Origin of the sequence: Amycolatopsis sp. cmx-4-83 (assembly GCF_046548815.1) — a bacterium.
Taxonomy (GTDB): Bacteria; Actinomycetota; Actinomycetes; order Mycobacteriales; family Pseudonocardiaceae; genus Amycolatopsis; species Amycolatopsis pretoriensis_A.
In genome coordinates, this window is the sequence record NZ_JAEBEF010000001.1 from 628,339 (window position 1) to 653,691 (window position 25,353).

The following is a 25,353-nucleotide window of genomic DNA, read 5'->3' on the forward strand; positions in this document are numbered from 1 at the left end:
CCCGTCATCTTGACACAGCCGCCGCGCAGGTCAACGAGCCTTCGGGTACCGCGATGGGGTCGTACCCAGGTACCGCTTGAAGTGCCGCGTCAGGTGGGCCTGGTCGCTGAACCCGGCCGCCGCGGCCACCTCGGCCGCCGGGGCGCCGTCGAGCAGCAAGCGGCGCGCGCGGTCGACGCGGCGGCCCGTCAGGTAGCGGTGCGGTGGCAGCCCGAACTTCGCGCCGAAGCAGCGGACGAGGTACGCCGGGTGCGCGCCGAGCGTCTCGCCGGCTTCGGCGAGCGTCAACGCTTCGGGCAGCTTCGCGTCGAGGAGGTCCCTCAGCTCGTCGGCCAGCCCGCGCTTCGGTTCGTGGCGCGCCGGCCGGCCCAGGTGCGTCTGCAGCCGGTCGGCCACCAGCGCGAGCCGGCTCTCGGCCTCCAGTGCGTCACCGGGGTGGGCTAGGGACTCGTGCAGCTGGTGGATGCGGGTGCGCAGCAGGTCGTCGGCGAGGCTCGGCCGGTCGACCGCGGCCCCGATCAGGTCGTCGCCGAGCACCGACGTGTCCAGGTACAGCACGCGCTTGCGGAAGCCGTGGCTGGTCGCGGCCCGCCCGTCGTGGGCGACGTTCGGCGGCAGCAGCGTCACCGCGGGCCCGAGCGCGCCGTGGTGGTGGCGGTCGAGGTCGTAGCGGATGACGCCGTCGTCGACGATCAGCAGCGTCCACGTGTCGTGCGTGTGCAACGGGTAGGCGTGCGTCGTGAAGCGGGCGTGGAAGACCTCGGCGATCCCCGGGACCGCCGGCCGCCAGGCTTCGACGTGCGCCATGTCAAGAACGTACAAGACGCGCGGGTGGCCGGCGGGTGAGTCTTCGGTCATGAGTTCCTTCGACACGAAGATCGCCGTCCTGCTCCGCGACGACCTGGCGTCCTGGCAGCGGCTGAACGTCACCGCGTTCCTGGTGAGCGGCATCGCCCACGTGACCCCGGAGCTGATGGGCGAGCCCTACGCGGACGCCGACGGCACCGAGTACCTGCCGATGTTCGGCCAGCCGGTCATGGTGTTTTCGGGTGGCGCGGACGTGCTGACCGCGGCGCACACGCGGGCGCTGGGCCGCGGCCTGCGGATTTCGATCTTCACCGACGAGCTGTTCCACACGGGCAACGACGCCGACAACCGGGCCGCGGTGCGCGCGGTGCCGGGGGAGAAGCTCGCGCTGGCCGGGCTCGCGGTGCACGGCCCGAAGAACGCGGTCGACAAGATCCTCAAGGGCGCGTCGCTGCATCGCTGAGTAGAAACCCCCTGTACGGCGCCCAGGCGCGCTGCCAGCATGATCGGCGCGCCGCGAAAAAGCGGCCGGAAATGGGGAGAATCCGTGAAATCACTGCATCGCGCCGGCGTGGTCCTGACGGCGGCGGCCGGGCTGGGCTTGGCGCTCGTCCCGGTCGCTTCGGCGGACCCGCTGCGAACGGTGGACTACACCTCGGAAGCGGGCGCCTGGCCGATGACCGGCAGCGCCCACTACACGTCGCCGGGCGCCGAAATCACCGTGTGGCAGCGCGACGGGAAGCTGACGGTCGACGTCGACGCGAACTTCGACTACCTGCGCGTCGTGCTGAGCGCCCCGGCGGGGGAAACCCTCCACACCGGGACGTACACGGGCGCGCGCTACCGCGGCCAGGACGACCCGGCGCTGAGCACCCCGGGCTTCTGGGCGGTCACCGCCGGCTTCGGCTGCGGCGACGACTACGCGGACTTCACCATCGACCGCCTCGACGCGACCGGCGTGGACCTGACGTTCGTCCAGCACTGCGGCAGCCCGGACGGCCCGGCCACCCGCGGCGAGGTCCACTTCACGGCCTGAGCCGCTCGACCGGTGGCAGCGCCCCGGTGGTCACCCAGGTGACCCAGTCCGCGGGCTCGAACACGCAGTTCCCGGACGACACCCGGCGCGTGTGGCGGCCGAGCAGTTGCACCGCGCGCCACAGCTCGTCGTCGGCGTCGTGGCGCTCGAACACCACCGGGTCCGTCGCCCGGCAAAAGACGCCGGTCAGCGAATTCGCCAGCCGGTCCCGGCGCTGGAGGAACCAGCCGCCGGGATCGGCGGGCGCGCCCGCGTCGCCGCCGTAGGTGCGCCACACGACGCCCGGATCCAGCCGCGTCGCGAGGTCGAGCGCGTCGGCGGACTCGAAGGTGCAGCGCCTCGGGTCCGGCCGGGGCGGCACCGGCCTCGGCTCGACCCCCAGCGACTTCAGCTCGAAGGCGGCGCCCGTCACGCGGATCCGCAGCGGGGCGAAGAACTCGACCGTCACGAGGCCGTCGTGTTCCCAGCTCCACGGTTCTTCCAGCGCGTGGTCCGCCGACGGCGGCTCGGCCGCTTCCAGCTCGGCCGGGTCGGCGCTCAGCTCGAAGACCTCGACGACCGAGATCTCACCCGGCACGAGCCGGTACTCCACGTAGGCCTCGAGCCGCAGCGAAACCCGGCTGCCGTCCGTGGTGACGTCCGTCAGGTGCCCGTCGGCGAACCGTTCGAGGTTCACGGCGCCGTCGCGTGCACCAGGAACACGCTCCGCACCCGATCCCCGCCAGTCATGGTGAACGTCCGCGCCGAAGCGTCCACGAACCCCGCCGACGACGCCAGCGCCGCCGCCCCGGCCTCGTCGGTCGGGAACGACAGGTCACGGGGCACGAAGTCCGCGAACCGCCCCGACGGCTTGAACCGCGCCCCCGAAACGACCGAGAACGCCAGCCGCCCGCCCGGCCGGAGCACGCGCAGCCAGTCCGCGAAGGCGACCGCCCCGAGGAAGTGCAGCGAGGACGCGCACAGCACGACGCCGGCCGACCCGTCCGCGGCCGGCATCGGCACCGCGGGCGCGACCTGCCACGAGATCACCCTGTCCGGATCCAGCGAAGGCGCCTTCGCGTAAGCGCGGGCGAGCATCGCCGGCGACAAGTCGACAGCCAGCACGCGCGACGGCTTCAGCGACAACGCCGCGTACGCCGCGACGCCGGTCCCGGTGGCGACGTCGAGCACCAGCCCCGGCGAGCCGGGCAGCGGCGAAACCAGCGCCTCGGCCACCGAAGCGTGGAAGGTGTCTTCGTCGTAGTGCTCGGCCGTGCTGTCGAAGAGGGCTGCCCTCGAGTCGTGGTCCACCGACCCAACCTAGCCGGGCCCACCAGCCGTTTTCAGCCGGCGACGACCGGCGAACCCCAGGTCGGTGCGGTGGTACCAGCCCAGCTCGTGATCACCCTCGAGCCAGCACAGCAGCACGTCGGTGCCGTCGAGCTCGGCCGGGAAGTCGACCAGCAGCGGCGCGAACCCCTTGAGCTCGGCGCCGGTGCGCTGCACCGTCGTCATGAGGTCGTCGAGGCGCGCCTGCGCGGCTTTCCACTCCGGCAGCCCGCCCAGCTCGGTGGCCCGGCCGCCCGGGCGCAGCGCCGCCGCGAGCTCGGCCGCGTCGGCGCGGACGCGCACCAGTTCGTCGAGGACCGGCCGCAGCCGCGCCAGTTCGTCACGCGCTTCCGCGACGGTGAACAGTCCCATCCGCCGATTTTGCCACCGGCGGGGTTCAGCTCTCGCGGCGCCGCCGCACCAGCGCGTTCGCCAGCCCGCTGCCGACCAGCAGGAAGCCCACCCCGAGCAGCGCGCCGATGAAGAGGAAGTCCATGACGCCGTACGCGATGTCGCTCTTCGGCATCAGGTTGACCAGCCGGAACCCCCACTCCGGCACGGCCATCGCGGCGACGCCGGGCAGCACGCCGTAGATCAGCCCGCCCAGGATCGGGCCGACCGCGGACAGCGCGCCGAGCGCGGCCACGACCAGCAGCAGGATCGCCCCGCCGGCCAGCAGCGCGATGCCCAGCGCGTCGCGGTTGGTGCTGAGCGTGGCCTGGATCAGCTGCTGCTGGCGCAGGCCGCCCCAGCTCAGCAGCCCGAGGGCCACCGGCGTGAGCACGAGCCCGCCCAGCGCGCTGACGACGTGCGCGGCACCTCGGCGCGGCCGTTCGTCGCGGACGTCGGTGCTGTCTTCGTAGTCCTCGTAGTCGTCTTCGTAGTCGGCGTACCGATGGGTCGACATGGCCGTCACCTCCCGCATGATGGGTTCACGGGTGGCATCGTGCCTTGGTTCACCGCGGAACGCGACGCTCGCTCGACGAGCGGTCGGCCGGGCCGAGCGGTCGGCGCGGCCCCGTGAGCTGCGCCACAACCGGCGGGTGGAGACTTGATACCGGCCACTACTGGAACCATCCAGCTCGGTCAAGCAGTACGCTTGTACCGCTACCGGCGAGACTTAAAAGAAGAACGCGAAGATCCGCGGAAGGAGCACCGCTGCTCATGGCCAAGATCAAGGTCCAGGGCACCGTCGTCGAACTCGACGGCGATGAGATGACCCGCATCATCTGGCAGTTCATCAAGGACAAGCTGATCCACCCGTACCTGGACGTGAACCTGGACTACTACGACCTGGGTATCGAGGAGCGGGACCGCACCGACGACCAGGTCACGGTCGACTCCGCGAACGCGATCAAGAAGCACGGCGTCGGCGTCAAGTGCGCCACGATCACCCCCGACGAGGCGCGCGTCGAAGAGTTCGGCCTCAAGAAGATGTGGCTGTCCCCGAACGGGACCATCCGCAACATCCTCGGCGGCGTGATCTTCCGCGAGCCGATCGTCATCCAGAACATCCCGCGGCTGGTGCCGACGTGGACGAAGCCGATCATCATCGGCCGCCACGCCCACGGCGACCAGTACAAGGCGACCAACTTCAAGGTCCCCGGCCCGGGCACGCTGACCATCAGCTACACCCCGGACGACGGCTCCGAGCCGATGGAGTTCGAGGTCGCGAAGTTCCCCGAGGGCGGCGGCGTCGCGATGGGGATGTACAACTACAAGAAGTCGATCGAGGACTTCGCGCGCGCGTCCCTGCAGTACGGCCTCGACCGCGGCCTGCCGGTCTACCTCTCCACCAAGAACACGATCCTCAAGGCCTACGACGGCCAGTTCAAGGACGTGTTCGAGGAGATCTTCCAGGCCGAGTTCAAGGCCGACTTCGACGCCAAGGGCATCTCCTACGAGCACCGCCTGATCGACGACATGGTCGCGGCGGCGATGAAGTGGGAGGGCGGCTACGTCTGGGCGTGCAAGAACTACGACGGTGACGTCCAGTCCGACACGGTCGCGCAGGGCTTCGGCTCGCTCGGCCTGATGACGTCGGTGCTGCGCACGCCGGACGGCCGGACCGTCGAGGCCGAGGCCGCGCACGGCACGGTCACCCGGCACTACCGCCAGCACCAGCAGGGCAAGCCGACGTCGACCAACCCGATCGCGTCGATCTACGCCTGGACCCGCGGCCTCGAGCACCGCGGCAAGCTGGACGGCAACCAGGAGCTGATCGGCTTCGCGAACACGCTGGAGCAGGTCGTCGTCGAGACGGTCGAGGCCGGTCAGATGACCAAGGACCTCGCGCTGCTCATCAGCAAGGACCAGCCGTTCCAGACGACCGAGGAGTTCCTCGCGACGCTGGACGACAACCTGGCGAAGAAGATCGCCCAGGGCTGAGTTCCCAGTCGCTGAGAAGCCCCCTTCCCGATTCGTCGGGAAGGGGGCTTTCTTCGTGCACAGCGCGTCACTTCGCGGTGACTTCGTTGGCGCCTCCGGGTGGTTGCTGCGTACGGCGCTGTCGGTCCGGGTAAAGGATTGCCTACCCTTGGCGGAGGACGGGGTTCTCGGTTGGAGGAAGGCATGTCGAAGAAGACTCTGATCATCTTGGGCGCCATCGTCCTGGTCATCGTCGTGTACGCCATGAACACGGGGAAGCAGGCTTCGGGTGCTTCGGCCACCGGCTGCAAGGTGACCGTGACCGCGGACGTCCTGAACGCCCGCGAGACGGCGGACGGCAACGCCAAGATCGTCGGCAAGTACCTGCGCGACGCGCAGTTCGACGCCCTGCCGGGCGTGCAGAACGGCTTCCGCAAGGTGGCCGACGACAAGTGGGTGGCGGCCGCCTTCACCCAGCCCGTCGAGGGCTCCACCTGCTGATCCGCCGGATTTGAGCCGTCCGGGCTCGAACTGTCAGACGCCGAGCAGGTCGGCCGCGAGGGTGGCGACACCGAACACCGCGGCCGACAGGCCCAGCGTGCGAGCGCGCTTCGGATCGCGCTTCGCGGCGGCGCGCCAGTAGAGGCCGATGCCGATCGCGAGCATCAGCAGCTCGACGACGGCCGAGACGGCGGGCAGCCGCCAGAGCCCGAAGCCGAACGTGGGCAGGTCACCGGCGTTGCCGGGCAGGATCGGCAGGTCGGCGCGGTGCACGACGAGGTCGAGCACCCAGTGCGAGAACACGACACCGGCGAGGACCAGCCCGACTTCTTTGCGGGGGTTCCGGGTGGCGGAGCCCCCGGCCTGGGGCGAAGCCGCGGATGTCACGGCTTCGCGGCCCAGCCACTTGCCCGCGACCGCGCCGAAGAGGGCGGCGAGCACGAGCGCGCCGACGAGGGAGTGCGTGTAGTCGGCGTGGATGACGCCGCCGCCGTAACCCGCGCCGTCGACCGTCTCGATGCCGCTCAGGTAGAGCGGCGCGAAGACGACGTCGAGCCAGGCGGTGGCGAGCATGAGCGTCCAGACGGGGATCGCCGGCCGCCCGGCCTTGACGGCGGCGGCCAGCCCGAAGTGTCCGGCGATCATCTGCGGGCCTCCGTCCACGGGAAGCGGGCGTCGAGCACACCCAGCCCGACGGTGAAGAAGAGCACGGCGAGGATGAAGGTCATTTCCTGTCCTGTTCTGCGCAGTTCGCGAGGCCCTGGACGAGCATTTCCTTGAGCACTTCGAAGCTCTCGCCGATGTCTTCCGGCCGCCCGAACCCCCCGGAGGCTTCCAGCCCGGCGAACCCGTGCACGGCGGCGCGGATGCAGCGCGTGGCGTGCACGGCCCGGTCGTGGTCGAAGCCGAACGGCCGGAGCACGGCGAAAGCGACTTCGGCGACGGCGTGGGTCGCGGTGCTGAGTTCGACGTCGGCCGCGTCCGGCGCGGTGACGAGCGCTTGGGTGCGCCTGGGGTGTTTCCGCAGGTAGTCGCGGTAGGCGTCGGCCAACGCGGCAACGGCTTCCCCGCCTTCGCGCCCGGTCGCGGCGCTGCGGAGGGCGTCGGCCATTTCCCTGACGACGCGGAGGTCGATCAGCCGCCGCAGGTCGGCGAGGCTTTTGACGTGCTTGTAGAGCGAGGGCGCGGCGACGTTGGCGCGTTCGGCGACCTTGGCGAGGGTGAGCGAGTCAGGGCCGGTTTCGTCGACGACGGTGAGGGCGAGGGTGACCACGGCGTCGGTGGTCAGGCCGGCTCTAGGGGACATCTTGGCTATCCTGCATAGCTTTAAAGCTAAGGCTCGTAGCTTGAGGCGTCAAGGGCCCGTTTTTGTCGGTGGTGGGTGCTAGAACTGATCACGTCGAAACGCACAGGTGGCGGGCTTGTCCGCCGGAGAGGAGGGGAACGCCCGGGGACGGGCGACAACTGAATGCGGCACGAGCCGGAAGCGACGTCCGCGGGGTCTCCAGGGGGAGTTCCGCGGGCAGCGGAAGCCGGGTGAGGGTGTCGGGTGCTGGTGCGGCCTGGGTGGGATCGAGCGTGGGGAACGTGCTTCGACGGGGGTCGGAGCACGATCGCGAGGCCCTCCTGGGCGACCGGGGCCTTGGTGCGGGATTCGACGTGAGCGGCTGGGGTGTTGGTGCCGAGCCAGAGGGCGTTCGCGAGGTCTGCGTCCGCGCTGGCAGTTCGCTCCGGTCTCGGCTCGGGCGTCTGCGGCGGCGCGAGCGAGGCGTGGGTCAGAGGGTCTTAGCGAGGGTCCGCGTCCGCGACTGGCAGCTCGCCCGGGACTCGGCTCAGGCGTCTGCGGCGGCGCGAGCGAGGCGCGGATCAGAGCGCGATCGCGAGGTCTTCCTCCGCGACCAGCACCTCACCACCGAACTCGGCACGGGCCTCCTCGGCCGCGGCGGCGCGATCGGTACCGGGCCAGAAGTGGGTCAGCAGCAACCGCCGGGCCCCAGCTTCCTCCGCCCAGTACCCCGCTTCGGCGGCGGTCATCAGATAGCGAGGCTCCCCCTCCGCCGGTGGGGTGCGGAGGGTGGCGTCGCAGATGACCAGGTCCGCGTCCCGGCCGAGCTCGGCCAGCACCGGCGAAGGCCCCGTGTCCCCGGTGTAGGCCACGGTGAGCCCGGGCGCGCTGAGCCGCACGCCGAAGTTCGGCAGGTAGTGCGGCAGCGGGTACGACGTGAGCCGGAACGGCCCGACCTCGGCCGGCGCGCCGAGATCGTGCACGGCGAACAGCTCCGCCGGGTGCGGCCGCGGCTCCATCGCCTCGAGCCGCCGGACGGTGCCGGGCGTGCAGTGCAGCGGCAGCCGCTCACCGGGCGGTCCGGTGTAGTGCCAGGCCCGTCCGAGCGCGCTCACGTCGGCGCAGTGGTCAGGGTGCTCGTGCGTCACGACGACGGCGTCCGGCAGCCGGTCGCCGCAGTGCGCGAACAGGCGCGAGGCGGCGCCGTACCCGAGGTCGAGCACGACGCGGAAACCGTTGTGCGAGAGCAGGAATCCGGCGCACGCCCGGCCGGGCTCCGGCCACGCACCGCAACTGCCGAGCACGGTCAACTGGCTCATGCGCGGCAGTCTCGCAGAGCGCGTGCGCCGGCGCGGAGCGGTTTTCGCCGACCGGCCCCGCCGGCCCGGACGCGCCCGCCCGGCCGGTAGCGTGCAGGACGTGCTGACCGTCTCCACCGTGAACGTCAACGGCCTGCGTGCCGCCGCCAAGAAGGGCTTCGTCGAGTGGCTCGCCGCCACGATGGCCGACGTCGTCTGCTGCCAGGAGGTGCGCGCCACCGCGGATCAGCTGCCCGCGTCGGTCGTCGAGCCCGAAGGGTGGTTCGCGGCGCACGCGCCGTCGGCCGCCAAGGGGCGCAACGGCGTCGCCGTGTACAGCCGCGTCGAGCCCGACGAGGTGCGCGTCGGCTTCGGGGAGCCCGAGTTCGAGGACAGCGGGCGCTACCTCGAAGTCCACCTGCCCGGCGTCGTCGTCGCGAGCCTGTACCTGCCCAGCGGGGACGTCGGCACCGAACGCCAGGACGAGAAGGAGCGCTTCATGGCCGCGTTCCTGCCCTACCTGGTCGAGCTGCGCGCGAAGGCCGCCGCGGCCGGGCGCGAGGTCGTGGTCGTCGGCGACTGGAACATCGCCTACGCCAACGCCGACCTCAAGAACTGGCGCGGCAACCGCAAGAACTCCGGCTTCCTGCCCGAGGAACGCGAATGGCTCGGCCGGGTCTACACCGAGGCGGGCTACAGCGACGTCCAGCGCCGGCTCGACCCCGAAGGCCCCGGCCCCTACACCTGGTGGTCCTACCGCGGCCAGGCCTTCGACAACGACTCCGGCTGGCGCATCGACTGCCAGCTCGCGACGCCGGGCCTCGCCGAGAAGGTCGTCGACGTCGTGGTCGAACGCGCGGCCGCGTACGACCAGCGCTGGTCCGACCACGCGCCGGTCACCGCGACCTACGACGTCGACTTCCCGGCCTGGAACGGTTAGCCCGGCGCGAAAAGGGCCTCCCCGGCGCGAACCGGGAAGGCCCTTGTCGCCGCGCCCGGCTCAGCAGGAAAGGTTGCTCCCGGCCGGGACCCCGAGGATCCCGGTGATCTGCGTGTACTTGTCGATCCGGCTCTGCACCTGGGCGGGGTTGCCGCCGTTGCACTCGATCGAGCCGTTGATGCTGCGGATCGTTTCGCCGAACCCGCGCTGGTTGACCATCGCGTCGTGCGGCGTCATCGTGCCCGGCCCGGTCTGGGTGTTCCAGTACCAGAGGCCGGTCTTCCAGGCGACGGCCGAGTTCTGCTCGACCTGGTACGGGTTGCCGAGCAGGTCGATGCCGAGCGCGTCACCGGCGGCCTTGTAGTTGAAGTTCCAGCTGAGCTGGATCGGGCCGCGGCCGTAGTAGGCGGCCTGGCCGGCCGGGCAGCCGTAGGGCTGGCTCGCGTCGCAGTAGTGCGGGTAGTTGGCGGTGTTCTGCTCGACGATGTAGACGAGCCCGCCGGTCTCGTGGTTGACGTTCGCGAGGAACGCCGCCGCTTCCTGCTTCTTGACCGTGTCGTCGCCGGTGTTGGCGAAGCCGGGGTAGGCCGACAGCGCGTCGGTCAGGCCGCTGTAGGAGTAGAAGCTGTTGCGGTCGGGGAAGATCTGGTTGAACTGGGCCTCGCTGACGACGAACGAGGCGTCCGCCGCGGCGGACGCGCTGGTGGCCGGCAGCACGACGGCGGCGGCCGCCGCGGCGAGCGCGCTCACCGCCACTCCGGTGCGCTTCAAGAACCGTGCAATCGACATCCGGGACTCCTCTTGATCACGCCGGTCGTGCGCGGTCCGACCGAGCCGAACGGGCTACTCCAAGAGGTATAGACCAATCACTATTGAGTGAAAAGTTTTCCGATTAAGACGACGCGATCGGACCAGCGAGCGCTGCGGCGAATGGCACAGCGTGAGCCGATATTGCGACGAACGGGCGACAGCTGAGCGGACACGGATCGGCCAAGCTCTACTTTGAGTACGAGCGTTCCGTCTTCCGCAACACCCACTTGGGTGGTGGGAGTGAACCGCAGGGGTGCCCGGACCGTGGTCCTGGTTGGGCGCTACTCTCGGCCCCCGAGCCGATCGGGCCGCCAGGCCTTGACACGCTCGGTAGCTTTTTGACCAGCAGCACGCAGCGTCTCACTCGTATGGGTGAGCGTTTCGCTCGTCAATCGCGGGAGGCACTCCGGTGCGCAACCCAGGTCATCTCCTGTTGCGGTCCACGCTGCGCGGCTTCCGCGCGGCCGCGGTGGTCGCGCTGATCCCGGCCACCCTGCTCGTCGCAGGCGGCGGCAGCGCGTTCGCCGACGTCACGACGACCGCACAGGCCGAAACGACCGCGGAGAGCTTCGGCGTACTCGGCCCGGTGGGCCTGGTCGCGGTCGCACTCGGCATCGTGGGCATGACCTTGGGTGTGCTGCGCCAGCGCCGCAAGAACCGAGTCGCCGAAGCCGCCCCGGCGGCCCCCGAAGCCCCGGGCCCGGTCACGGCGATGGCGGAGGCCGTCCTCGGCGAGCCCGAGGCCACGCCGACCCGCCCGTTCCTCACCCAGCACCCGCACGCCTGACCCCGGGCGCCGCACGCGCCCACCTGACTGCGGGAGTCGCCGCGCACGTCGGTCGGAACACGTCGGCGGATTCGCAGGCCGGAACTCGCGCATGCCCGTGTGGCAGCTGGCCGAGCCCGCCCCCTTGAGCTGTCGAGGTCGCTCACTTGTCAAGCCATCCGGTGCCGCCTGGCCGCCGCGAGCCCGCTTGCCAGGGCTGCTGACCTGCCGGGCCGTTCGCCGCTCCGCGGTCGAACCGCCCGCCGCGAGCCCGCTTGCCAGGGCCGCCGACCTGCCGAGCCGTTTGCCGCTCCGCGGTCGAACCGTCCGCCGCGCAAGCCGTCGTGAAGCCAGGTGCCTGCTTGCCGGGGGCCGCTGACCTGCCGAGCCGTTCGCCGCTCCGCGGTCGAACCGTCGCCGCGCAAGCTGCCGTGAACCCCGGGTGCCTGCTTGCCAGGGCCGCTGACCTGCCGAGCCATCCGTCGCCGTCGAGCCGCCTGTCCGCGGCAAACCCGGCCCGCCCCCACCCCGGACCCGCCCACCGAGGGCCCTCGCCGCCTGTCGCTCGGCTCGGCCTGGAAGAATCCCGGTGTGTCCGAAGAGCAGACCGTCGCAGCCGCACGCCGTCCGCGGGTCCTGTCCGGGATCCAGCCGACCGCTGACTCGTTCCACCTCGGGAACTACCTCGGTGCCCTGCGCCAGTGGGTGCGGATGCAGGACACGCACGAGACGTTCTACTGCGTGGTCGACCTGCACGCGATCACCGTCGAGCAGGACCCGAAGGTGCTGCGCCAGCGCACCCGCGTCTCGGCCGCGCAGCTGCTCGCCATCGGCATCGACCCGCAGCGCAGCGCCCTCTTCGTGCAGAGCCACGTGCCGGAGCACGCGCAGCTGAGCTGGGTCCTCGAATGCCAGACCGGCTTCGGCGAGGCCGGCCGGATGACGCAGTTCAAGGACAAGTCCGCCAAGCAGGGCTCGGACCGCTCCAGCGTCGGCCTCTTCACCTACCCCATCCTGCAGGCCGCGGACATCCTGCTCTACCAGGCCGACGCCGTCCCGGTCGGCGAGGACCAGCGCCAGCACCTCGAGCTCACGCGCGACCTCGCGCAGCGCTTCAACAACCGCCTCGGCAAGACGTTCGTCGTGCCCGAGCCGTTCATCATCAAGGACACGGCGAAGATCTACGACCTGCAAGACCCGACGAGCAAGATGAGCAAGTCGGCGTCGACCGCGAACGGCCTCGTCGAGCTGCTCGAGGACCCGAAGCGCTCGGCGAAGAAGATCCGCTCGGCGGTCACCGACACCGGCCGTGAGGTCAAGTTCGACGCCGAGAACAAGGCGGGCGTCTCGAACCTGCTGACCATCTACTCGGCGCTCACCGAGCGGCCGATCGCCGACCTCGAAGCCGCCTACGAAGGCAAGGGGTACGGCGACCTGAAGAAGGACCTCGGCGAGGTGTTCGTCGAGTGGGTCACGCCGATCCAGGACCGCGTGAAGTCCTATTTGGACGACGTCGCGGAGCTGGACAAGGTCCTCGCCGCCGGCGCCGAGCGCGCCCGCGAGGTGGCGTCGAAGACGCTGGCCAAGACCTACCAGCGGATCGGTTTCCTCCCGCCGGTGCGGTGAAGCTGCTCCTGCTCGACGGCCCGCCGGGCAGCGGCAAGTCGACGCTCGCCCGGCGCTACGCCGACGACCACCCGCCCACCCTGGCCCTGGACGTCGACCGGGTCCGAGCAACGCTCGGCGGCTGGCGCCGAGCTAGGCAGGGCTGCTGGCCTGCGACATCGCGGCGGCGGCCGCCCGCACGCACCTGACCGCGGGCCACGACGTCGTGGTGCCGCAGCTGCCGGCCCGCCCGGGGTTCGCCGAGTGGCCGGTGATACGAGCGCCCGCCGATGTTTTCACTGCGCTCGGGAGCCGCCGCCCCGAAAGCGGCCCCCGCCCTTCCCTGGGGGGCGTCCCCGGCTCCAGTCTATCGGCGCCCACCGACGATCCAGGCTTTCGCGGCGCTGCGCGGGCCGGTTGTCCACAACCCCCGCGGGATGTGGACAACCGGCGGTCAGGAGGCGCCGCGGGTGCCCGCCGAGCCTGGTCGCCTCCCTCACCTGAGCCGCTCGCGTTGCAGGAGTCACCGGGCGTGGTTAGCGTTTTACAGTGCCGAACGAAGAGAAGGAAAAGCTCCTGCCGCGCCTGCGCAGGAAATACCCGTGGCTCGATCACCTGATCCGCGCCAACGAAGCCTTCACCGAGCGGTACGGCAACCACTACGCCGCCGCGATCACCTACTTCAGCGTGCTGTCGGTCATCCCGTTGCTGATGGTCGCCTTCGCGGTGGTCGGCCTGGTCGTCAACAACGACCCGGCGATCATCAAGCAGATCTCCGACAGCATCAACAACTCCGTGCCCGAAGGCCTGCGCAGCCTGGTCAAGGGCATCGTGGACGCCGCGCTCAAGTCCGGTGGCGGGGTCGGGATCTTCGGTCTGCTCATCGCCCTCTACTCCGGCATCGGCTGGATGGCGAACCTGCGTGACGCGCTCACCGCGCAGTGGGGCCAGGAGAAGCAGCCGCAGCCGTTCCTCAAGCAGACCGGCAAGGACCTCGTCGCGCTGGTCGGGCTCGGTGTGGCGCTGGTCGTTTCGTTCGCGCTGACCGCGGTCGGCGGCGGGGTCGGGCAGTTCCTGCTCGAGCTCGTCGGGCTCGAGCAGCAGACCTGGGCGATCGTCCTGCTCCGCGGCGCGACCATCGTGCTCGGCCTGGCCGCCAACACCCTCGTCTTCCTCTGGGTGATCGCCCGGCTGCCACGCGAACGCGTCGCCCTGCGCAGTGCCGTGAAGGGTGCCGCCTTCGCCGCCGTCGGGTTCGTCATCCTGCAGCAGGCCGCCACCGTCTACCTCGCCAGCGTGACGAAGTCGCCGGCGTTCGCGCTGTTCGGGCCGGTCATCGGCCTGCTGGTGTTCGCGAACCTCGTCTCCCGCTTCCTGCTGCTCGTGACGGCGTGGACGGCGACGGCGACGGAGAACCAGCGCAAGGTCGTCGAGCCCCCGCCGCCGGTGCGGCTCGAACAGAGCGTCACCGTGCAGCGCGGGCCGGGGCTCGGTGCCGTCGCGGGTGCGTTCGGGGCCGGCGCTCTGCTCGCGTGGTTCGGGGGCCGTCGCAAGCCTTGACAGCGAGCAGGGCGGTAAAGAAACTGAACCGGTAAGAAATCCGAACCGGAGGTTTCGTGCTGGACGCCGCCCGCGAGTGCGCCGCGCTCGCCAAGACACTCGCGCCGGTCACCGAACGGCAGCGTGCGCTGCCCGCCGAGCTCGTCGCGAAGCTGACCGACGCCCAGCTCCTGCGCAGCGGTGTCCCCGGCTACCTCGGTGGGCCCGAAGCGCCGCCCGCCGTCAGCCTCGAGACGGCGGAGACGGTCGCGCGCGGGGACGCGTCGGCCGGCTGGTGCGTCTCGATCGCCGTGACGAGCAGCCTGCTCTCGGCCTACGCCCCGCGAAAGTGCGCCGAAGAGGTCTTCGGCGACCCGCGCACCGTCGCCGCCGGGGTCTGGGCGCCGCGCGGCACCGGCGAGCGGGTCGACGGCGGGTACGTCGTGTCCGGCCGGTGGGCGTTCTGCAGCGGGATCCCGCACTGCGACTGGCTCTTCGCCGGGTTCGTCCACGAAGGACAGCTCTACGTCGCCGCGCTGCCGAAGGCCGCGATCACCGTCCTCGACACCTGGCACACCAACGGCCTGCGCGGCACCGGCAGCCACGACTGCGTCGCCGACGCGCTGTTCGTCCCGGAGCACCGCGTCTTCTCGGTCATGGGTGGGCCGCCGCCGGAAGCCGTTGCGCTGCACCGGTTCCCGCTCTTCGGCTTCTTCGCGCTGTCCGTCGCCGCGGCCGCGCTCGGCAACGCGCGCGGCGCGATCGACGACCTCGTCGAACTGGCCGCCACCCGCAAACCGCTCGGCTCCCGCCGGTCGCTGGCCGAGCGGTCGCAGACCCAGGCCGCCGTCGCGGAGGCGGAAGCGGCCCTGCGTGCCGCGAGGCTGTTCTTCTACGCCAGCATCGACGACGCCTGGCAGGCCGCGCAGGGCACCGAACCGGTGCCGGACGCGCTCAAGCTGGGCCTCCGGCTCGCCGCCACGCACGTCACGCGCACGGCCGCGAAGGTCGCCGAAAGCATGTACGACCTCGGTGGTGGCGCCGCGATCTACGAGACTTCGCCGCTGCAGCGCCGGTTCCGCGACGCCCACACCGCCACCGCCCACTTCCAGGTCAACCCGGCCAGCTTCGAGCTGTCGGGCAAGCTGCTGCTGGGCGTCCCGGCCCGCACGGAGCAGCTGTGACCGACCTCGGCCACCGGTTCACCGCGGATTCCGTCGGGCGCGCGCTCGACCTCGTCGGCGAGCGGTGGAGCCTGCTCATCCTTCGGGAGGCGTTCTTCGGCGTGCGCCGCTACGGCGAGTTCGCGCGCACGCTCTCGATCCCGCGCCCGACGCTGTCCGCCCGCCTGAAGACCCTCGTCGACGCGGGCGTGCTCGACCGCGTCGACCCGGTGCCCGAATACCGGCTGACCCCGGCCGGACGCGACCTGTTCGGCGCCGTCGTCACGCTCATGCAGTGGGGCGACCGGCACCTCGCCGGGCCGGCGGGGCCGCCGATCCTGTTGCGGCACCACGACTGCGGCGAGATCGCCGAGACGTTCGTGGCCTGCGGGCACTGCGGCGGCGCGATCACGACCGACAAGGTGACCCCGGAGCCCGGGCCCGGGTTCCGCTAGTTCGCGGCCTTCTTGCGCTGGTGCCCGACGACGAACCCGCCGACGATGACCAGGAACACGAGCAGCGTGATGATCCACCCGGTGACGCCGAACGGGTCTTCCTTGGTGCCGGCGGCCGTGGAGGACGTCCCGCTGTTGCCGGTGTCACCGTCGGCCAGCACCGACGGGTCGGTCCCGGGCGCGCTGGTCGCGGGCGCCTGGTAGCTGATCTGGCCGACCGGTTCGGCGCGGTCGTCCTCCAGCGCGAAGCCGTAGTCGAGCAGCTTCCCGGCCTGGTCGACCACCTTCGTCGGCTTCTGCTCGGCGCGCAGCATCACGACCGCGAGCCGCTTGCCCTTGCGCTGCGCGGAGCCGACGTAGGTGTGGCGGGCGTCGTCGGTGAAGCCGGTCTTGCCGCCGAGGAAGCCGGGGTAGACGCCGAGCAGCTTGTTGTCGTTGAAGATGGGGATCGCGGGCTTGCCACCGGCCGGCGGGATCTCGAAGTTCTTCGTCGCGACGACCTTCGCGAACTCGGGCTGCTTCATCGCGTAGTGGAAGATCAGGCTGAGGTCGTAAGCCGAGGTCGACATGCCCGGCCCGTCGAGGCCCGACGGCGTCGCGGCCCGCGTGTCCAGCGCGCCGATCCGGGCCGCCAGCGCGTTCATCTTCGCCACCGCGGAGTCCGGCCCGCCGAGCGCCGTCGCCAAGGCGTGCGCGACGTCGTTGCCCGAGTGCATCAGGAGGCCGTGGAGCAGCTGGTCGACCGTGTACTGGCCGCCGGCGACGAGCCCGACGCAGGTGCACTCCTGCTCGGCGTCCTCCTTCGTCGCGACCAGGACCTGCTGCGGCGTCAGCTGCGTGACGACGACGAGCGCGAGCAGCGTCTTGATGAGCGACGCCGGCCGCTGCCGGGAGTGCGGGTCCTTCGCCGCGACGACGGCGCCGGTGTCGAGGTCCTGCACCAGCCAGGACGCCGCGGTGTTGCCGTCCGGCGGGTTGAGCGCGCCGTCCGGGGTGATCAGGCCGCACTCGGCCATCCGCGGGCCGCCGACCGGGGCGGCGGGCACGGCCAGCGGCGCCGGGGCCTGCTTGCCGGGCGCGGGCTTCTCCGACGTGTCGACCGGCGGTGGAGGAGCGAGGTGGTTGGCGCACTGGCCCTGCTGCTGCGGCGCGGCGCCCGCGGCGACGGGGGTGCCCAGGGCCAGGAGGGCGGCGGCGAGCGTCGTCGTGAAGACCTTGAGCGACCGGGAGACAGCGGAGTGCACCCACGCAATCTAGCGCCGTTGCCGTCGGCGCATACTCAGGGGCATGCGCCTTTCCCGACGAACCTCGCTGTTCCTGCTGGCCTTCGGCGTGTGGTCGTGGATCATCTGGATCACGTTCGCCAAGAACCTCTGGGAAAGCGACCGGGCGTGGACCGCGGACGGCTCGCCGACCGCGTACTTCGTCGTGCACGCGGTGCTGACCGTCGTCTCGTTCGTGCTGGGCACGATCATCGGGGTGCTGGGCTGGCGCGGGGTGCGCACCCGCACCGCCTCCTGACTTTGGTCGGTGGCGCGCTCTCCGGGGCCGGTTTAGGTTGACGCCACTGACTCTGGAGGTGGAATGTCCCGTTTACGCCGAATGGCGGCCCCGCTTGTGCTGGCCGTCGGGGGCGGCCTGTTCGCGGCAGCGCCGGCCGCGGAGGCCGCGCCGGTCACCTGTGACACGACGAGCACGCCGTACACCTACGTGGTGACGTACCAGCCGGGCACGCGCGCGTCGGCCGTCGACAAGGAACTGGCGGCCAAGTGCGGCACGAAGGTCGCGTACTACGCCGAGATCGGCGTCGCGATCGCCAGCTCGCGCAACGCGGACTTCCAGCAGAAGATCGGCGTCTACCGGGCCTATTCGGGCGGCAAGGACGTGGCCTCCACTTCGGGTGCCGCGGCCCGTTCACTCGGCGCGGTGAAGACGCTGGAGGACACCCGTTCGGTGGCTGCCGCAGGTGACCTGTCGGCGCAGCAGTGGGACATGAAGGCGATCCACGCGCCCGAGGCCAACAAGATCAACCAGGGCAGCCACTCGGTGACGGTCGGCGTGCTCGACTCGGGCATCGACGCGACGCACCCGGCCCTGAAGGCGGCGGTCGACGCTCGTTCGTCGGCGGGCTGCATCACGGGCGCGCCGGACCTCACGCCGGCGTCGTGGGCACCGACGACGTCCGACCACGGAACGCACGTGGCGGGCACGATCGCGGGCAAGGACCCGGCGGCGGGCTTCACGGGCATCGCCCCGGGCGTCCGGCTGGCCTCGGTGAAGGTCGTCAACGACGACGGCTACATCTTCCCGGAGTCGGCGGTCTGCGGCTTCGTGTGGGCGGCCAAGCACGGCTTCCAGGTGACGAACAACAGCTACTACATCGACCCGGGCATGTTCTTCTGCTCCCGCGAGCCGGGCGACGCGGCCGCGTACGAGGCGGTGCGCCGCGCGATCGAGTTCTCGACCCACCACGGCGTCCTGAACGTGTCGGCGGCGGGCAACTCGGGCTTCGACACGACGAAGCAGACGACGGACCCGAACCGCCCGCACCCGGTGGACTCGTCCTGCGGCATCCTGCCGAAGGCGATCGACGGCGTGGTGACGGTGTCGTCGGTGGGTTACGCGGGCACGAAGTCGTCGTTCAGCAACTACGGCGAGATCGACGTGACGGCCCCGGGCGGCGACTTCGTCCAAGCCCCACCGGCCGGCGAAGGCCCAGCCTGCCCCCTGTCGACAACGGTGTTCGGCGGCCAGTACGGCTCGAAGTGCGGCACGTCGATGGCATCCCCGCACGCGGCGGGCGTGGCGGCCTTGCTGGCCTCGAAGTTCCGCGGCCTTCCCCCGCAGCTGCTGGCCCGCATCCTCACGGGCGAGGCGGACGTGGTGAAGTGCGCGTCGACGGAGAAGGAGTGCACGGGCCCGGCGAAGAACAACTCGTACTACGGCCACGGCCTGGTCAACGCCCTGGACGCGGTCCGGTAGGAGTTTCGGTCATGAGGGGCACCCTCATGGACTTAAAGTCCATGAGGGTGCCCCTCATGGCGTTGTCACGCGGCTTCTTCTTCCACCAAGTAGACCGGGGGACGCGAGCGTGCAGCGGCTGCGGCGTATGCGGATTCGAGCTCATGCAACACCTCTTCGGGGGCGTCTCTGATCCGAGTGGGGAGCGTCTGGACGACCTTGATCCCAGCGGCTGCGTAGCGGTTGTTCCGGCGGAGGGTCCGGGCGTAGTCATGGCGCGTGTAGTGGAATTCGAACGAATCGATTTCCCAAGCGAGCGCGACTTCGTCCCACCACGCGTCCGGGCGCCCGACGAAACCACTGGCCGTCCGCACGCCTGTGTTCCAATGGGTTGGCTCGGTCGTAAGCCGGGCTGACAGCTTCTTGGCGTGGATCTCGGCCACCGAGCGGAGGTCCGTCCACTCCTTCAGCAACCGGCGCGGGATCGCGGTGCCGCGTTTTGTTCCCACATCGAGTTCGCTCGTCAGCTCCGCAGGCAGACAGCGGCCATGCTGGATGGCTTCCACCAGCAGGTGGCTGATCGGTTCCTCGGCACGGATCCGCCGGACCGCGTCGGTCGTCGCGCGCACCAGAGGAGCAAGGGGGAGCCCGCGCCGGATCCAGGCGCCGGGAAGCCGTCTGGTGCGCTCGGCGACAACGTATTCGGAGCTCAATACCCGGCGTTCGTGCGGGATCAGAAGGTGGATGTCTTGAGCGGGAAACTCGTCCGGTACGCGAAGGTCGTACCAGCGACATGCGTCTGCGCCGGTGATCATAGCCCCGGGGCCGCCGTAGAGGAGGGCTGCCAGGGCTCGCTGGCGGTGGGTTACGCCGCCGTTGTGCAGGAGGATGATCCCGGGTAGTAGCCGTTGCCAGGGACCTCCGGGCAGGCACTTCCGGTAGATCGTCCGCGGGTCCATGTCGAGCGATTGCAAGTCGCGCGCCGTGATCACGCCTTCTCGGCTCCGGTGCGTCAGCAGTTCGGGATGCTGTTCCCACTTCCCGCGTCTGGGCATGGATTCATGGTGATCGGTTGCGAGTCCCGGGCACCAGGTCGTTCTACCGAACTGTGGACAACTCTCACCGTTGTCCACAGGCCCGCAAAAGCCATGAGGGGCACCCTCATGGCCTTAAAGACCATGGGGGTGCCCCTCATGACAAACGAACTGGGCGGAGCGGAGGTCAGACGCGCTTGAAGAGCAGTGCGCGCTTCACTTCCTGGATCGCCTTCGTCACCTGGATCCCTCGGGGGCAGGCGTCCGTGCAGTTGAACGTCGTCCGGCAGCGCCAGACGCCCTCGCCGTCGTTGAGGATGTCCAGCCGCTCCTCGGCTCCCTCGTCGCGGGAGTCGAAGATGAACCGGTGGGCGTTCACGATCGCCGCCGGGCCGAAGTAGGACCCGTCGTTCCAGTACACCGGGCACGACGAGGTGCAGCACGCGCAGAGGATGCACTTGGTCGTGTCGTCGAACCGGTCCCGGTCCGCCTGCGACTGGATGCGCTCCCGCGTCGGCTCGTTGCCGTACGTGATCAGGTACGGCTTGATCGCCCGGTACGCCTCGAAGAACGGGTCCATGTCGACGTACAGGTCCTTCAACGTCGTCAGGCCCTTGATCGGGGCGATCGTGATCGTGGTCGGCTTGCCCGACGCCGACAGGAGATCCTTCATCAGGACCTTGCACGCCAGGCGGTTGATGCCGTTGATCTGCATCGCGTCCGAGCCGCACACGCCGTGGGCGCACGAGCGGCGGAACGAGAACGTGCCGTCGATGTAGTCCTTGACGTAGAACAGCAGGTTCAGCAGGCGGTCGGTGCGCTGCGCCGGGACGTCGTAGGACTCCCAGTGCGGCTCCGTGTCGACCTCCGGGTTGAACCGCAGGATCTTCAGCGTGACGGTGATCGGCGTGTGCTCGTCCGAAGCAGCGGGAGCGTCCTCAGTGGTTGCCGCAGTCATCAGTACTTCCGCTCCATCGGCTCGTAGCGGGTGAAGGTGACCGGCTTGTAGTCGAGCCGGATGTCGGACGCCAGGCCGGTGCCCTGCTTGTAGGCCATCGTGTGGCGCATGAAGTTCGTGTCGTCGCGGGTCGGGTAGTCCTCGCGGGCGTGGCCGCCGCGGGACTCCTTGCGCGCGATCGCGCCGACGACCAGGACCTCGGCCAGCTCCAGCAGGAAGCCCAGCTCGACGGCCTCGAGGAGGTCGGTGTTGTAGCGCTTGCCCTTGTCCGACACGGTGATCCGCTGGTAGCGGGCCTTCAGCGCCTGGATGTCGGTCAGCGCCTGCTTCAGCGTGTCCTCGGTCCGGTACACCGACGCGTGCGAGTCCATCGTCTGCTGCATTTCCTTGCGGATGTCGGCGACGCGCTCGTCGCCGTGCTCCGACAGCAGGCCCGCGAGCTGCTCCTCGACCAGGGCCGTCGGGTCCGCGGGCAGCTCGACGTGCTCGTGCGCCAGCGCGTACTCCGCGGCGGCGATGCCGGCGCGGCGGCCGAACACGTTGATGTCCAGCAGCGAGTTCGTGCCCAGGCGGTTCGAGCCGTGCACGGACACGCAGGCAACCTCGCCCGCGGCGTAGAGACCCGGGATGACGTTCTCGTTGTCCCGCAGCGCTTCGCCGTGGATGTTGGTCGGGATGCCGCCCATGACGTAGTGGCACGTCGGGAACACCGGCACCGGCTCCTTCACCGGGTCGACGCCCAGGTAGGTCCGGGAGAACTCCATGATGTCCGGGAGCTTCGCGTTCAGCGTCTCCTCGGGGATGTGCGTGACGTCCAGGACGACGTAGTCCTTGTTCGGCCCGCACCCCCGGCCCTGCAGCACTTCCTGCACCATCGAGCGCGCCACGATGTCGCGCGGCGCGAGGTCCTTGATGGTGGGGGCGTAGCGCTCCATGAACCGCTCGCCGGAGGCGTTGCGCAGGATCCCGCCCTCGCCGCGGACGGCTTCGGAAATCAGGATGCCCAGGCCCGCGAGGCCGGTCGGGTGGAACTGGAAGAACTCCATGTCCTCCAGCGGCAGGCCCTTGCGGAAGATGATGCCGAGGCCGTCACCGGTGAGGGTGTGCGCGTTCGACGTCGTCTTGAAGATCTTGCCCGCGCCGCCGGTCGCCATCACGATCGACTTGGCCTGGAAGACGTGCAGCTCGCCGGTGGCCAGCTCGTAGGCGACGACGCCGGAGGCGACCGGGTTGCCGTTCTCGTCCGGGCTGGTCACGAGGTCGAGCACGTAGAACTCGTTGAAGAACTCGGTGCCGTACTTGACACAGTTTTGGTAGAGCGTCTGCAGGATCATGTGACCGGTGCGGTCGGCGGCGTAGCAGGCGCGGCGGACCGCGGCCTTGCCGTGGTCACGCGTGTGCCCGCCGAAACGGCGCTGGTCGATTTTGCCCTCGGGCGTGCGGTTGAACGGCAGGCCCATCTTCTCGAGGTCGAGGACCGCGTCGATGGCCTCCTTCGCCATGATCTCGGCGGCGTCCTGGTCGACCAGGTAGTCGCCGCCCTTGATCGTGTCGAAGGTGTGCCACTCCCAGTTGTCCTCTTCGACGTTCGCCAGCGCGGCGCACATGCCGCCCTGGGCCGCGCCGGTGTGGGACCGGGTCGGGTAGAGCTTGGTGAGGACCGCGGTGCGCGCGCGCTGGCCGGACTCGATGGCCGCGCGCATCCCGGCGCCGCCGGCGCCGACGATCACCACGTCGTACTTGTGGAACTGCATGGTGGGGGGTCTCCGGGTGTCAGTTCGCGGGCATGTTCGGGTCGAAGGTGAAGATCACCATCGTGCCGACGGCCAGGATCAGCACCATCGAGACGTACAGCACGATCTTCAGCCAGAACCGCGTGCTGTCCTTGCGCGCGTAGTCGTCGATGATGGTGCGCAGGCCGTTGCCGCCGTGGATCTCGGCGAGCCAGAGCATGGCCAGGTCCCAGAACTGCCAGAACGGCGAAGCCCAGCGGCCGGCGACGAAGCCCCAGTTGATCCGGTGCACACCGCCGTCGAGGATGTTCATGATCAACAGGTGGCCGAGCACCAGGATGATCAGCGCGAGGCCGGAGATCCGCATGAACAGCCAGCTGTAGAGCTCGAAGTTGCTCCGGCGGGCGGCGGGACGCTTCGGCGCGCGGGGGTTCGCGAGGGCGAGGTCGGCCATGTCAGTTACCCCCGAAGAGCGTTTCGACGGTGCGCTTCAGCATGAAGAAGGCACCGGGGACCATCACCACGACCCAGACCACGCCGATCACCCACAGCATCGCCTTCTGCAGCTTCGGGCCCTTCGACCAGAAGTCGACCAGCATGACGCGGATGCCGTTCAGCGCGTGGAAGAGGACCGCGCCGACCAGGCCGACCTCGAGGAGGTTGACGATCGGGGTCTTGTAGGTCTCGATGACCTGGTCGTAGGTGTTCGGCGACACGCGCACCAGCGCGGTGTCGAGCACGTGCACGAACAGGAAGAAGAATGTGAGCACGCCGGTGATGCGGTGCAGCACCCAGGACCACATGCCGGGGTCGCCCCGGTAGAAGGTTCCCTGCCGGCGTGAGGCACCCGCCCGATCGCTCGCCCCTGCCGAGGTGGCAGTGCTCGCCGTGGTGGACATCGGTGAACGGCCTCCAACGTCTGACTATGTGCCCGGGTGACCGGTGAGGTCCGCACTGATCGTCGTCGTCCACCTGGGACGACTACGGCGGCAATGCCGAGATCAAGGGTCATCGAGCGTGGATGAAAAGGATGCTAGACCCGACCCGGACGGACGGCTCACCTCCGGGTTCCTCTCTGTGATGGACCAGACACCTGGGCGCACACCGGTTGTGGGCGCCGTCACAGCGCGGGTGGTCCACTGTGGACGCACCGCGCCGGTCCGGCCCCGGCTTGCCCGTCCGGATGACACCTGATCGAGTGGTGACCGCCCGATCCGGCACTGGAACGATTCGGACGAGCAGTGGATCCGGGTTCGTCTCACAGAGTGATCGGGGTGGTCCACTCCTCGGTCGGCCTGGCACACTGGGTGACAGCAAACGGCAATTCGGCCGTCCCGCGGTGCGGGGTTTCGGCCGAAAGAAGCGCCCCGTGAGCCTTTTGATCACGGTGGGTGCTCGCCCGGTCGCGCGTGCGACTCGTGAGTAAACGTTTGTGTTACGTAGCGTGCCTTTCCTATGGCGCTTTCCTGTCCGCCGGGTACGGTCTGGCGGTCGACCCGGCAGTAGGGCCGGGTCGTGCCCTTGACCATCCGCTGGATCAGCGGGGAGGGAGAAACACGTTGCGTCGCATGCGTGGAACCGCGCTGGCCGCTGCGGCCATGGCCGGGGTGCTCGCCCTGGCCGGGTGCGCCAAGGACTCCAGCGGTGGTAGCAGCTCGAACAACACCGCGGCCTCTTCGGGCGGTTCCGACTGCGTCACCGCGCAGAAGCCGCCCGCGGCGCCCGCCGCCGCCAGCAGCTCGACCGCGGCCGGCGGCAAGGTCGACGGCAGCGCGCTGAAGATCGGCCTGGCCTTCGACGTCGGCGGCCGGGGTGACGCGTCCTTCAACGACGCCGCCGCCGCGGGCACCGACAAGGCGAAGGCCGAGCTCGGCGTGACCACGGTCAACGAGAGCACCGCGTCCGCCAGCGAGGCCGAGTCGGCCAAGCAGCAGCGCCTCGACCAGATGGCCGCCTCGGGCATGAACCCGATCGTGGCGGTCGGCTTCGCGTACGCGCCGTCGGTGAAGGTCGTCGCGGCCAAGTACCCGAACACCAAGTTCGCGATCGTCGACGACGACTCGATCACGCTCCCGAACGTGACGCCGCTGGTCTTCGCCGAGGAGCAGGGCTCGTTCCTGGCCGGCGTCGCCGCCGCGTACAAGAGCAAGAGCTGCCACGTCGGCTTCGTCGGCGGTGTCAACACCCCGCTGATCCAGAAGTTCGAGGCCGGCTTCCTGCAGGGCGCGAAGACGGTTTCGTCCAAGATCAAGATCGAGGACGACTACCTGACCCCGGCCGGTGACTTCTCCGGGTTCCAGGACCCGGCGAAGGGCAACGTCAAGGCCGCGGCCGAGATCGCCAAGGGCGCGGACGTGATCTACCACGCCGCCGGCGCCTCCGGGAAGGGCGTGTTCGACGCCGCCAAGGCGGGCAACGCGCTGGCCATCGGCGTCGACTCCGACCAGTACAACCAGAAGACCGTCGCCGCCGACAAGGACGTCATCATCACGTCCATGCTCAAGCGCGTCGACGTCGCCGTCTTCGACTACGTCCAGGCGCTCGCCAAGGGCGACCTGACGACCCTGCCGAAGCGGTTCGACCTCAAGGTCGACGGCGTCGGCTACGCCACCTCCGGTGGCAAGGTCGACGACATCAAGGACGTTCTGGACGGCTACAAGGCCCAGATCATCTCGGGTGCCATCACCGTCTCGGACAAGCCGCAGAAGTAACTGACAACGCGTCGGGGCTCGGAGGAACTTTTCCTCCGGGCCCCTCACGCGTTTGGACGAGATATGGAATTCTCCC

The 25,353-nt window shown here is 69.9% G+C and carries 29 protein-coding genes; 14 read left to right on the forward strand and 15 right to left on the reverse strand.

Annotated features, from left to right (window positions below):
* Nucleotides 1-30: 30 nt before the first annotated feature.
* On the reverse strand, nt 31-807 hold the full coding sequence (locus ACLJQM_RS03230) for a helix-turn-helix domain-containing protein (RefSeq protein ID WP_360768448.1): 777 nt from the start codon (nt 805-807) through the stop codon (nt 31-33).
* A gap of 49 nt (nt 808-856) precedes the next feature.
* Between ACLJQM_RS03230 and ACLJQM_RS03235 the strand changes: the two genes are divergently transcribed.
* Both ACLJQM_RS03235 and ACLJQM_RS03240 read left to right on the forward strand, forming a co-directional pair.
* Nucleotides 857-1,270, forward strand: coding sequence for a DUF2000 domain-containing protein (locus ACLJQM_RS03235; protein WP_360768451.1), 414 nt, complete (start codon nt 857-859; stop codon nt 1,268-1,270).
* A gap of 84 nt (nt 1,271-1,354) precedes the next feature.
* Nucleotides 1,355-1,843, forward strand: a complete 489-nt coding sequence (locus ACLJQM_RS03240) for a hypothetical protein (protein ID WP_247014873.1) — start codon at nt 1,355-1,357, stop codon at nt 1,841-1,843.
* Here the strand turns inward: ACLJQM_RS03240 and ACLJQM_RS03245 are convergent.
* The 4 genes from ACLJQM_RS03245 to ACLJQM_RS03260 are packed head-to-tail and all read right to left on the reverse strand — an operon-like array spanning nt 1,833 to nt 4,058.
* Nucleotides 1,833-2,519, reverse strand: coding sequence for a hypothetical protein (locus tag ACLJQM_RS03245; protein WP_410630103.1), 687 nt, complete (start codon nt 2,517-2,519; stop codon nt 1,833-1,835). The two genes, ACLJQM_RS03240 and ACLJQM_RS03245, sit on opposite strands and share 11 nt — an antisense overlap.
* A complete protein-coding gene (locus ACLJQM_RS03250) occupies nt 2,516-3,133 on the reverse strand; it encodes a class I SAM-dependent methyltransferase (protein WP_410630104.1) in 618 nt (205 codons plus the stop codon). Before ACLJQM_RS03250 ends, ACLJQM_RS03245 begins: the two co-directional genes overlap by 4 nt.
* 9 nt (nt 3,134-3,142) lie before the next feature.
* Complete coding sequence (locus ACLJQM_RS03255) at nt 3,143-3,523, reverse strand: DUF2203 domain-containing protein (RefSeq protein ID WP_360768460.1); 381 nt, start codon at nt 3,521-3,523, stop codon at nt 3,143-3,145.
* A gap of 25 nt (nt 3,524-3,548) precedes the next feature.
* Complete coding sequence (locus ACLJQM_RS03260) at nt 3,549-4,058, reverse strand: hypothetical protein (RefSeq protein WP_360768463.1); 510 nt, start codon at nt 4,056-4,058, stop codon at nt 3,549-3,551.
* A gap of 257 nt (nt 4,059-4,315) precedes the next feature.
* On the opposite strand from ACLJQM_RS03260, the gene ACLJQM_RS03265 reads away from it, so the two are divergent.
* Complete coding sequence (locus ACLJQM_RS03265) at nt 4,316-5,539, forward strand: NADP-dependent isocitrate dehydrogenase (protein ID WP_247014864.1); 1,224 nt, start codon at nt 4,316-4,318, stop codon at nt 5,537-5,539.
* 183 nt (nt 5,540-5,722) lie between these two features.
* Complete coding sequence (locus tag ACLJQM_RS03270; protein WP_086858088.1) at nt 5,723-6,019, forward strand: hypothetical protein; 297 nt, start codon at nt 5,723-5,725, stop codon at nt 6,017-6,019.
* A gap of 33 nt (nt 6,020-6,052) precedes the next feature.
* Here ACLJQM_RS03270 and ACLJQM_RS03275 read toward each other — a convergent pair whose 3' ends face one another.
* The 3 genes from ACLJQM_RS03275 to ACLJQM_RS03285 all read right to left on the reverse strand — a co-directional run bounded on the left by ACLJQM_RS03275 (nt 6,053) and on the right by ACLJQM_RS03285 (nt 8,623).
* Entirely contained in the window at nt 6,053-6,664 is a 612-nt protein-coding gene (locus tag ACLJQM_RS03275; RefSeq protein WP_410630105.1) for a permease, read from the reverse strand.
* A gap of 79 nt (nt 6,665-6,743) precedes the next feature.
* Nucleotides 6,744-7,325, reverse strand: coding sequence for a TetR/AcrR family transcriptional regulator (locus ACLJQM_RS03280; RefSeq protein ID WP_410630106.1), 582 nt, complete (start codon nt 7,323-7,325; stop codon nt 6,744-6,746).
* Nucleotides 7,326-7,885: 560 nt separating this feature from the next.
* Entirely contained in the window at nt 7,886-8,623 is a 738-nt protein-coding gene (locus tag ACLJQM_RS03285; RefSeq protein ID WP_360768475.1) for an MBL fold metallo-hydrolase, read from the reverse strand.
* Between the two features lie 91 nt (nt 8,624-8,714).
* Between ACLJQM_RS03285 and ACLJQM_RS03290 the strand changes: the two genes are divergently transcribed.
* Nucleotides 8,715-9,542: an exodeoxyribonuclease III gene (locus ACLJQM_RS03290; protein ID WP_410630107.1), complete on the forward strand. Its 828-nt coding sequence runs from the start codon at nt 8,715-8,717 to the stop codon at nt 9,540-9,542.
* A 60-nt stretch (nt 9,543-9,602) separates the two neighbouring features.
* Here the strand turns inward: ACLJQM_RS03290 and ACLJQM_RS03295 are convergent, their stop codons facing one another.
* Complete coding sequence (locus ACLJQM_RS03295) at nt 9,603-10,331, reverse strand: chitinase (RefSeq protein ID WP_247014854.1); 729 nt, start codon at nt 10,329-10,331, stop codon at nt 9,603-9,605.
* Nucleotides 10,332-10,785: 454 nt separating this feature from the next.
* On the opposite strand from ACLJQM_RS03295, the gene ACLJQM_RS03300 reads away from it, so the two are divergent.
* From ACLJQM_RS03300 to ACLJQM_RS03325, 6 genes are all read left to right on the forward strand, one after another.
* Nucleotides 10,786-11,139 carry a hypothetical protein gene (locus ACLJQM_RS03300; RefSeq protein ID WP_247014852.1) on the forward strand — a complete coding sequence of 118 codons (354 nt, stop codon included), beginning with the start codon at nt 10,786-10,788 and terminating at the stop codon, nt 11,137-11,139.
* A 570-nt stretch (nt 11,140-11,709) separates the two neighbouring features.
* Complete coding sequence (gene trpS, locus ACLJQM_RS03305; protein WP_410630108.1) at nt 11,710-12,744, forward strand: tryptophan--tRNA ligase; 1,035 nt, start codon at nt 11,710-11,712, stop codon at nt 12,742-12,744.
* Nucleotides 12,741-12,932 (forward strand): AAA family ATPase, encoded by a 192-nt coding sequence (locus ACLJQM_RS03310; protein ID WP_410630109.1) that lies wholly within the window; start codon nt 12,741-12,743, stop codon nt 12,930-12,932. The genes trpS and ACLJQM_RS03310 overlap by 4 nt, the downstream gene beginning before the upstream one ends.
* A 340-nt stretch (nt 12,933-13,272) precedes the next feature.
* On the forward strand, nt 13,273-14,283 hold the full coding sequence (gene yhjD, locus ACLJQM_RS03315; RefSeq protein WP_360768487.1) for an inner membrane protein YhjD: 1,011 nt from the start codon (nt 13,273-13,275) through the stop codon (nt 14,281-14,283).
* 56 nt (nt 14,284-14,339) lie between these two features.
* Nucleotides 14,340-15,446 (forward strand): acyl-CoA dehydrogenase family protein, encoded by a 1,107-nt coding sequence (locus ACLJQM_RS03320; protein ID WP_410630110.1) that lies wholly within the window; start codon nt 14,340-14,342, stop codon nt 15,444-15,446.
* Nucleotides 15,443-15,880: a winged helix-turn-helix transcriptional regulator gene (locus tag ACLJQM_RS03325; RefSeq protein ID WP_247014842.1), complete on the forward strand. Its 438-nt coding sequence runs from the start codon at nt 15,443-15,445 to the stop codon at nt 15,878-15,880. The genes ACLJQM_RS03320 and ACLJQM_RS03325 overlap by 4 nt, the downstream gene beginning before the upstream one ends.
* On the opposite strand, the gene ACLJQM_RS03330 is transcribed toward ACLJQM_RS03325, so the two are convergent.
* Nucleotides 15,877-17,124 (reverse strand): D-alanyl-D-alanine carboxypeptidase family protein, encoded by a 1,248-nt coding sequence (locus tag ACLJQM_RS03330; protein ID WP_410630111.1) that lies wholly within the window; start codon nt 17,122-17,124, stop codon nt 15,877-15,879. The genes ACLJQM_RS03325 and ACLJQM_RS03330 overlap by 4 nt on opposite strands.
* Nucleotides 17,125-17,167: 43 nt before the next feature.
* On the opposite strand from ACLJQM_RS03330, the gene ACLJQM_RS03335 reads away from it, so the two are divergent.
* Together ACLJQM_RS03335 and ACLJQM_RS03340 are read left to right on the forward strand one after the other, a co-directional pair.
* Nucleotides 17,168-17,401 carry an SCO4848 family membrane protein gene (locus tag ACLJQM_RS03335; RefSeq protein ID WP_360768496.1) on the forward strand — a complete coding sequence of 78 codons (234 nt, stop codon included), beginning with the start codon at nt 17,168-17,170 and terminating at the stop codon, nt 17,399-17,401.
* A 63-nt stretch (nt 17,402-17,464) separates the two neighbouring features.
* Nucleotides 17,465-18,862 (forward strand): S8 family peptidase, encoded by a 1,398-nt coding sequence (locus ACLJQM_RS03340; protein ID WP_410630112.1) that lies wholly within the window; start codon nt 17,465-17,467, stop codon nt 18,860-18,862.
* Between the two features lie 65 nt (nt 18,863-18,927).
* On the opposite strand, the gene ACLJQM_RS03345 is transcribed toward ACLJQM_RS03340, so the two are convergent.
* The 5 genes from ACLJQM_RS03345 to sdhC all read right to left on the reverse strand — a co-directional run bounded on the left by ACLJQM_RS03345 (nt 18,928) and on the right by sdhC (nt 23,465).
* A complete protein-coding gene (locus ACLJQM_RS03345) occupies nt 18,928-19,896 on the reverse strand; it encodes a hypothetical protein (RefSeq protein ID WP_360768501.1) in 969 nt (322 codons plus the stop codon).
* A gap of 166 nt (nt 19,897-20,062) precedes the next feature.
* Complete coding sequence (locus tag ACLJQM_RS03350; RefSeq protein WP_247014831.1) at nt 20,063-20,833, reverse strand: succinate dehydrogenase iron-sulfur subunit; 771 nt, start codon at nt 20,831-20,833, stop codon at nt 20,063-20,065.
* On the reverse strand, nt 20,833-22,587 hold the full coding sequence (gene sdhA / locus ACLJQM_RS03355) for a succinate dehydrogenase flavoprotein subunit (RefSeq protein WP_247014829.1): 1,755 nt from the start codon (nt 22,585-22,587) through the stop codon (nt 20,833-20,835). The genes ACLJQM_RS03350 and sdhA overlap by 1 nt, the downstream gene beginning before the upstream one ends.
* A gap of 19 nt (nt 22,588-22,606) precedes the next feature.
* Nucleotides 22,607-23,020 carry a succinate dehydrogenase hydrophobic membrane anchor subunit gene (locus ACLJQM_RS03360; protein ID WP_247014827.1) on the reverse strand — a complete coding sequence of 138 codons (414 nt, stop codon included), beginning with the start codon at nt 23,018-23,020 and terminating at the stop codon, nt 22,607-22,609.
* A 1-nt stretch (nt 23,021) separates the two neighbouring features.
* Nucleotides 23,022-23,465, reverse strand: a complete 444-nt coding sequence (sdhC, locus tag ACLJQM_RS03365; protein ID WP_247014825.1) for a succinate dehydrogenase, cytochrome b556 subunit — start codon at nt 23,463-23,465, stop codon at nt 23,022-23,024.
* 669 nt (nt 23,466-24,134) lie between these two features.
* Here sdhC and ACLJQM_RS03370 point away from each other — a divergent pair.
* Nucleotides 24,135-25,277, forward strand: coding sequence for a BMP family protein (locus tag ACLJQM_RS03370; protein WP_247014823.1), 1,143 nt, complete (start codon nt 24,135-24,137; stop codon nt 25,275-25,277).
* Nucleotides 25,278-25,353: the final 76 nt, after the last annotated feature.

Excerpts from the sequence above, each read along its gene's own strand:
- ACLJQM_RS03275 (WP_410630105.1), bottom strand. The coding sequence starts at position 6,664 with ATGATCGCCGGACACTTCGGGCTGGCCGCCGCCGTCAAGGCCGGGCGG.
- ACLJQM_RS03270 (WP_086858088.1), top strand. The coding sequence starts at position 5,723 with ATGTCGAAGAAGACTCTGATCATCTTGGGCGCCATCGTCCTGGTCATC.
- ACLJQM_RS03335 (WP_360768496.1), top strand. The coding sequence starts at position 17,168 with ATGCGCCTTTCCCGACGAACCTCGCTGTTCCTGCTGGCCTTCGGCGTG.
- ACLJQM_RS03260 (WP_360768463.1), bottom strand. The coding sequence starts at position 4,058 with ATGTCGACCCATCGGTACGCCGACTACGAAGACGACTACGAGGACTAC.
- sdhA (WP_247014829.1), bottom strand. The coding sequence starts at position 22,587 with ATGCAGTTCCACAAGTACGACGTGGTGATCGTCGGCGCCGGCGGCGCC.
- ACLJQM_RS03235 (WP_360768451.1), top strand. The coding sequence starts at position 857 with ATGAGTTCCTTCGACACGAAGATCGCCGTCCTGCTCCGCGACGACCTG.
- ACLJQM_RS03285 (WP_360768475.1), bottom strand. The coding sequence starts at position 8,623 with ATGAGCCAGTTGACCGTGCTCGGCAGTTGCGGTGCGTGGCCGGAGCCC.
- ACLJQM_RS03295 (WP_247014854.1), bottom strand. The coding sequence starts at position 10,331 with ATGTCGATTGCACGGTTCTTGAAGCGCACCGGAGTGGCGGTGAGCGCG.
- ACLJQM_RS03345 (WP_360768501.1), bottom strand. The coding sequence starts at position 19,896 with ATGCCCAGACGCGGGAAGTGGGAACAGCATCCCGAACTGCTGACGCAC.
- ACLJQM_RS03350 (WP_247014831.1), bottom strand. The coding sequence starts at position 20,833 with ATGACTGCGGCAACCACTGAGGACGCTCCCGCTGCTTCGGACGAGCAC.
- sdhC (WP_247014825.1), bottom strand. The coding sequence starts at position 23,465 with ATGTCCACCACGGCGAGCACTGCCACCTCGGCAGGGGCGAGCGATCGG.
- ACLJQM_RS03265 (WP_247014864.1), top strand. The coding sequence starts at position 4,316 with ATGGCCAAGATCAAGGTCCAGGGCACCGTCGTCGAACTCGACGGCGAT.
- ACLJQM_RS03360 (WP_247014827.1), bottom strand. The coding sequence starts at position 23,020 with ATGGCCGACCTCGCCCTCGCGAACCCCCGCGCGCCGAAGCGTCCCGCC.
- ACLJQM_RS03230 (WP_360768448.1), bottom strand. The coding sequence starts at position 807 with ATGGCGCACGTCGAAGCCTGGCGGCCGGCGGTCCCGGGGATCGCCGAG.
- ACLJQM_RS03255 (WP_360768460.1), bottom strand. The coding sequence starts at position 3,523 with ATGGGACTGTTCACCGTCGCGGAAGCGCGTGACGAACTGGCGCGGCTG.
- ACLJQM_RS03280 (WP_410630106.1), bottom strand. The coding sequence starts at position 7,325 with ATGTCCCCTAGAGCCGGCCTGACCACCGACGCCGTGGTCACCCTCGCC.
- ACLJQM_RS03370 (WP_247014823.1), top strand. The coding sequence starts at position 24,135 with ATGCGTGGAACCGCGCTGGCCGCTGCGGCCATGGCCGGGGTGCTCGCC.
- ACLJQM_RS03340 (WP_410630112.1), top strand. The coding sequence starts at position 17,465 with ATGTCCCGTTTACGCCGAATGGCGGCCCCGCTTGTGCTGGCCGTCGGG.